Below are 4,822 nucleotides of genomic sequence, written 5' to 3'. Positions count from 1 at the left end.
CGTCTACTGCTTGAGCACGGCGGTGATCTCGGCGTTCTCCTTCCGCAGGTCGCCGCTGCCGTTGAGCACCTGGTTACGGACGAGGGTCAGCCACGGGCTGTTCGGCGCGTTGAACGCCTGCTGGAAGTTCAGCGCGACGGGAGTGTCACCCTTGCCGGCCACCTCGTTGATGGTCACCAGCCGCGGGTCCTCGGCGGCGTACTTGTTGGTCGCGAGGTCAGCGCGCGACACCACGTCCTTGTTCTTCGCCAGCACCTCGACCTGGGCGTCCTCGGACATCATCCAGCTCAGGAAGTTCCAGGCCTGCGCCGCCTTCTTCGAGTCCTTGGACACACCGATGCCGTCACCACCGACAAAGGTGGAGGCCCCACCGTCGGGGCCGGGAATACCGGCGACACCCACGTCGAACGGGGTCGAGGAGAGCAGCGTCGCCGGGTAGAACATCAGACCGACCTTGCCCTCGGTGAATCCGGCGGTCCAGGTGGGGCCGGTCTCGCCGGCCGAGGAGGGCAGCACGGCGCCGGACGTCCACAGGTCCCGCCAGGTGTGGTAGACCTTCTGGGCGGTGTCGTCGGCGAGCTTGGACTCAGTGCCGTCCCCGTTCAGCACCTCACCGCCGCCGGCCCAGATGGCGGGGAACCAGGTGAAGACCAGGCATCCGCCGCAGTTCAAACCGGCCGCCGTGCCGTACACGCCGTCTTTCTTCAATGCCTGGACCGCCTTGGCGGCGGAGGCGTACTCCTGGAGGGTTGCCGGGGCCTTCTCCGGGTTCAGCCCGGCGTCCCGGAACAGTTGCTTGTTCCAGAACAGCATCGACAGGTCCAGCACGAAGGGCAGGACGTGCTCCTTGCCGTCGAGCGTCCCGGCCGAGAGGTGCCCCTTGTTGATGGAGCCCTTGAAGCCAAGGCCGTTGATGTTGGTGCTCAAGTCCTGGAACAGTCCCTGGTTCACCCAGCTCGGCACGTAGACGATGTCCGCGGCGAAGAGGTCCGGAAGAGCCCCCGAGCCCGCAGCCGCACCGACCTTCGCGACGTAGTCGTCATTGGGAACGACGGTCAGCTTGACCTTGTTCTGGTGGCTGGAGTTGTAGGCGTCGACGAGCAGCTTCGCCTGCTTCTCCAATGGTGCGCGGGTCCACAGGGTGAGCTCGGTGCCGTCATCGATGCCGTTGGGTCCAGCCTCGGCCGCGCTCGAGCCGCCCGGGTCGTCGCCGCTGCACGCGGCCGCGCCGACAGCCAGCGCCGCCACGAGGACTCCTGCCAACGAACGTAGGGCAGAACGCCTGCCCAAGGTCTCTCTCATGACTCTTCTCCTAGGGTTCATCCTTCGAAGGGAGTTGCTGAGCTTCCGCGAGCCGACGCGTGTTCGTTCTCGACGAGGCGGGACCGGAGCCGCTGCGCCAGCCGGTAGCAGGTGTTGATCCAGCGACCGCGTTCGGCGAACCATGACTGACCGGCGGCCACGGCATGCGGCACGGATCGCGACTGTCCACCCAGGTGATGACGCCCGTATCGCCGACGGTGGGGTCCACACTGGCCATGAGGGGTGTCGAAGGCGCATCTACCTTGCACCGTCTCCGTGAGCGATGCCCGCTACGTCCTCATCGCCGCCGCCTCCCGCTGGTCCGGCGCGGCTCGTGCATCACGTCGTGACCGCCGCGGCCAAGGTGGTGCGTATCACTTCCCGCCGCCAGCCTGTCGCACGAAAACGATTTCGGCAAGGTGTCGGGGCAGCAGGTCCGAGCTGCTCTCACGATGACCCGATCGCCCCGGTCTACGTCCGGCACCACCGGTCTTGAGGGCGGGCAACTGACCACCAGGGGTCGTGAAAAGCTACGAAAGCGTTTCGGCGTCGGGCACCGGCAATCCCACCGCCACCGAGCTGGCCTGGCTGCCCGATGACCTCTACGAGACCCGGACCGAACTCGGCGACCGACTGTTACGGGCCATCACGGCCCATGGCCTTTGAATGAGCCAGGGTGACGTGCTGTTCCGAGGTGAGGGAGCCGCGCACGAACACCAACTGGACGTCGTCCGGGCCGTCGATCTCGAACCCGTCGTCGTACAGGGTGACCTCGCTGACCCCGGCGGCGACCAGGGCCAGCACCAGCACGCGCAGCGTGGAGCCGGGCCGGGCCGGGCCGGGCCGGGGTGGCGACGGCGTGCTCACCAGGCCAGCCGCAACCCAGGACCGCATCGTCTCCGGTCACGTGCCACCAGCGGGACCGGCCCGCACGCCGCTGGATGGGCCGCCCGCAGTTGTCGCACGTCGACCGTTCGTTGTCCTGGCTGTCGCGGCGCCCGCCGACGACCGCCGCCGCTCGGAACGGTGCTCACGCCAGAAGTCGACGCCCAGGGCGGGGTCATACAGGCCGCGCGCATCCGGGCGCACCACGATCGGGTCGTCGTCGCTGCCCTTTTGGGCGACCGCGGCGCTGCGGACCCGACCAGACCGCTTGGCGAGGTCAGCACCTTTTCGCGAGCGCGCGCTCTTCCGCGCCGCGGTGTCTCGCGCTGGCCAGGCTCAGCCGTCCGCGGGTGAGTACCAGGAGAACGACCGCAACCACCCCGAACCCGACGACCTGCCAAACCTGGTATCGGAGCGAGTCGGGCACGGTGGGAAACAGCACCGGCAGGAGCGAGACGTTCAGCGGCGTGTGGAGCAGGATCGCGATCGGACCGCTGCCCTGGGTGCGGTTGAAGACCCAGGTGAACAGGTACGACACGCAGATCACGAAAGCCAGGAAGATCAGGAACGGTCGGATGATCCCGCCGAGACCCGCGCCGGCGTGGTTGTAGCCCTCGATCAGCGACAGCGGCAGGTGCCAGAGTGCCCACAGGACAGCCAGGACGAACGTACCGACTGTGGGGCCGAACCTGTCCTGTAGCCGTGGCGTGGCGAAGCACCGCCAGCCGGGCTCCTCGCCGAGTGGACCGCCGACGACGAGCACGACCGCGTAGAGGACCAGCCAGGTCGGTATCGCGGCGGGTTGTGGGTCGAGCGCGCTCAGGGCTCCGGGCAGCGGCAGCACGCAGACGGTGAGCAGGGCTGGTACGCCGACGAGGGCGAGCAGGTACCAGCGGGCCGCGACCCGCCAGCGGATCAGGTCCCGCAGCAGCCGGCGTACCCCCTCGCGACCCTCGACGGCGTGGGTGACGACGAACGCGGCGGCGGTCGGGCCGAGAAACGGCGCGGCGATCATCCACGGCATCAGCGGCAGACGGAACACGATGACGCAGATGAGCTCGTAAGCCCAGGCCGGCGCGAACGCCAGCACGAAGAACCAGGTCATGGGTCGGCGGGCGATCGCCCGGGCGGCTCGGGATGTGTGGCGCACCAATGGGGCGTGGTGGACGGGAGGAATGGAATGCGCGGTGCCAGTCATCACGGTCCTGTCGTGCGGCGTTGGGTGTCGCCGCCAAGGATCGGTTGTTGGCCTGGCCGGGCCCATCTGTCTTCGGACGGATCCTGAGCCGGCCGAAGGGCGCGGGTCAGCTTTGCATGAGGCCGGTCTCCCAGGCCCAGGCGGCGATCCCGACGCGGTTCACCGTGCCGAGCTTGGTCTGAATGTTCGCCACATGGGTCTTGACCGTGCCGACCGAGATGAACAACTCATTGGCGATGTCGAGGTTCGATCGGCCCCGGGCGATCAACCGGGCAACCTCGGTCTCGCGCGGTGACAGGACGTTCGGCATCAAGCGGCCTGCCGGCGCCGACGGGGCGGCCAGGTGCCGCAGCAGTCGTACCGTGATGGCAGGGCTGATCAGTGACTCACCGGCGACCGCCGCCCGCACCGCCTCGGCCAGCAGGGCGGGTCCGGAACGCTTCAGCAGGAAGCCACAGGCACCGCCGCGTAGCGCCGCGTAGACGTAGTCGTCGTGGTCGAAGGTGGTCACCACGACCACCCGGACTGGTACGGCAACCGTGGGGCCGGCCAGCAGGCGGGTCACCTCCAGGCCGTCGAGTTCCGGCATCCGGATGTCGACCAGTGCTACGTCCGGCCGCAGGGACCGGGCCAGCTCCACGGCGGTCCAGCCGTCGCCGGCCTCGCCGACGACGGACATGTCCGGCTGCCCGTCGATCAGTCGCCGCAGCCCGCGGCGCACGGTGTCCTGGTCGTCGGCGACCAGGACCCGAATACTGCTGCTCTTGATGGTCGCCCCTACCTCGGTCCGGCACTGGCAGACGGTAGCGGGACCATGGCGGTCACCGACCAGCCGTCCGGCGTCTCCCCGGCGTGCAGTGTGCCACCGAGAGCCTCAACTCGGGCGGCCAGCCCAACCAGGCCGAACCCGCTGCGGCGGGACCTCCAGCCGGTGGTGCGCCGGCCCGCCCTGCCGGTGTCGGTAATCGCGAACCGCAGGACGTTCTCGCCGTCGACGAATCCGGTGACGCTCACCTCCCGTGCGTGCGGAGCGTGACGACGCACGTTCGTCAGCGCCTCAGCCACGAGCCGATACATCGCGTCGCCGATTTCCCGGGGTACCCGATCGGACAGGTCCCCGGCCAGTTCGGTCCGCACCGTTGTGCGCCCGTTGCCGAATCGGCCGACAAGGGCGGGCAGGTCCGCGACGCGGTAGGTTCCGTGCCGGGGTTCGCCGTCATCCGCACACAGCACGTCGACGGTACGGTCGATCGCCGCGAGTGCCTGCAGTCCCGCCTCCTCGATCCGGCCCAGCGTCTCGCGGTCGGCTGTCCCGCCGGTCTCGACCTGGCTGGCCTGCGCCTCCAGCACGATGCCGGTGACGTCGTGGGCGACCAGGTCGTGCAGGTCCCCGGCGAGCGCGAGACGCTCCTCGCGGCGTACCCGTGCCACCATCCG

Annotated in this window: 5 protein-coding genes; all 5 read right to left on the bottom strand. The window is 69.0% G+C overall.

Going from position 1 to position 4,822, the window contains the following annotated elements:
* Positions 1-3: 3 nt before the first annotated feature.
* Positions 4-1,248 (bottom strand): sugar ABC transporter substrate-binding protein, encoded by a 1,245-nt coding sequence (locus E1165_RS28000; protein WP_243705027.1) that lies wholly within the window; start codon positions 1,246-1,248, stop codon positions 4-6.
* A 690-nt stretch (positions 1,249-1,938) separates the two neighbouring features.
* A complete protein-coding gene (locus tag E1165_RS27990; RefSeq protein ID WP_132394697.1) occupies positions 1,939-2,169 on the bottom strand; it encodes a hypothetical protein in 231 nt (76 codons plus the stop codon).
* Between the two features lie 295 nt (positions 2,170-2,464).
* Positions 2,465-3,337, bottom strand: coding sequence for a CPBP family intramembrane glutamic endopeptidase (locus tag E1165_RS27985; protein WP_165945349.1), 873 nt, complete (start codon positions 3,335-3,337; stop codon positions 2,465-2,467).
* Between the two features lie 154 nt (positions 3,338-3,491).
* Positions 3,492-4,154, bottom strand: coding sequence for a response regulator transcription factor (locus E1165_RS27980; protein WP_132394695.1), 663 nt, complete (start codon positions 4,152-4,154; stop codon positions 3,492-3,494).
* Between the two features lie 8 nt (positions 4,155-4,162).
* The coding region (locus E1165_RS27975; RefSeq protein WP_243705025.1) for a sensor histidine kinase at positions 4,163-4,822 on the bottom strand (660 nt) is incomplete at its 5' end.

This window comes from Micromonospora sp. KC723 (assembly GCF_004348595.1).
Taxonomy (GTDB): domain Bacteria; phylum Actinomycetota; class Actinomycetes; order Mycobacteriales; family Micromonosporaceae; genus Micromonospora.
Note: the sequence above shows the minus strand (reverse complement) of the source record. Positions and strands in the feature narration are given on the sequence as shown.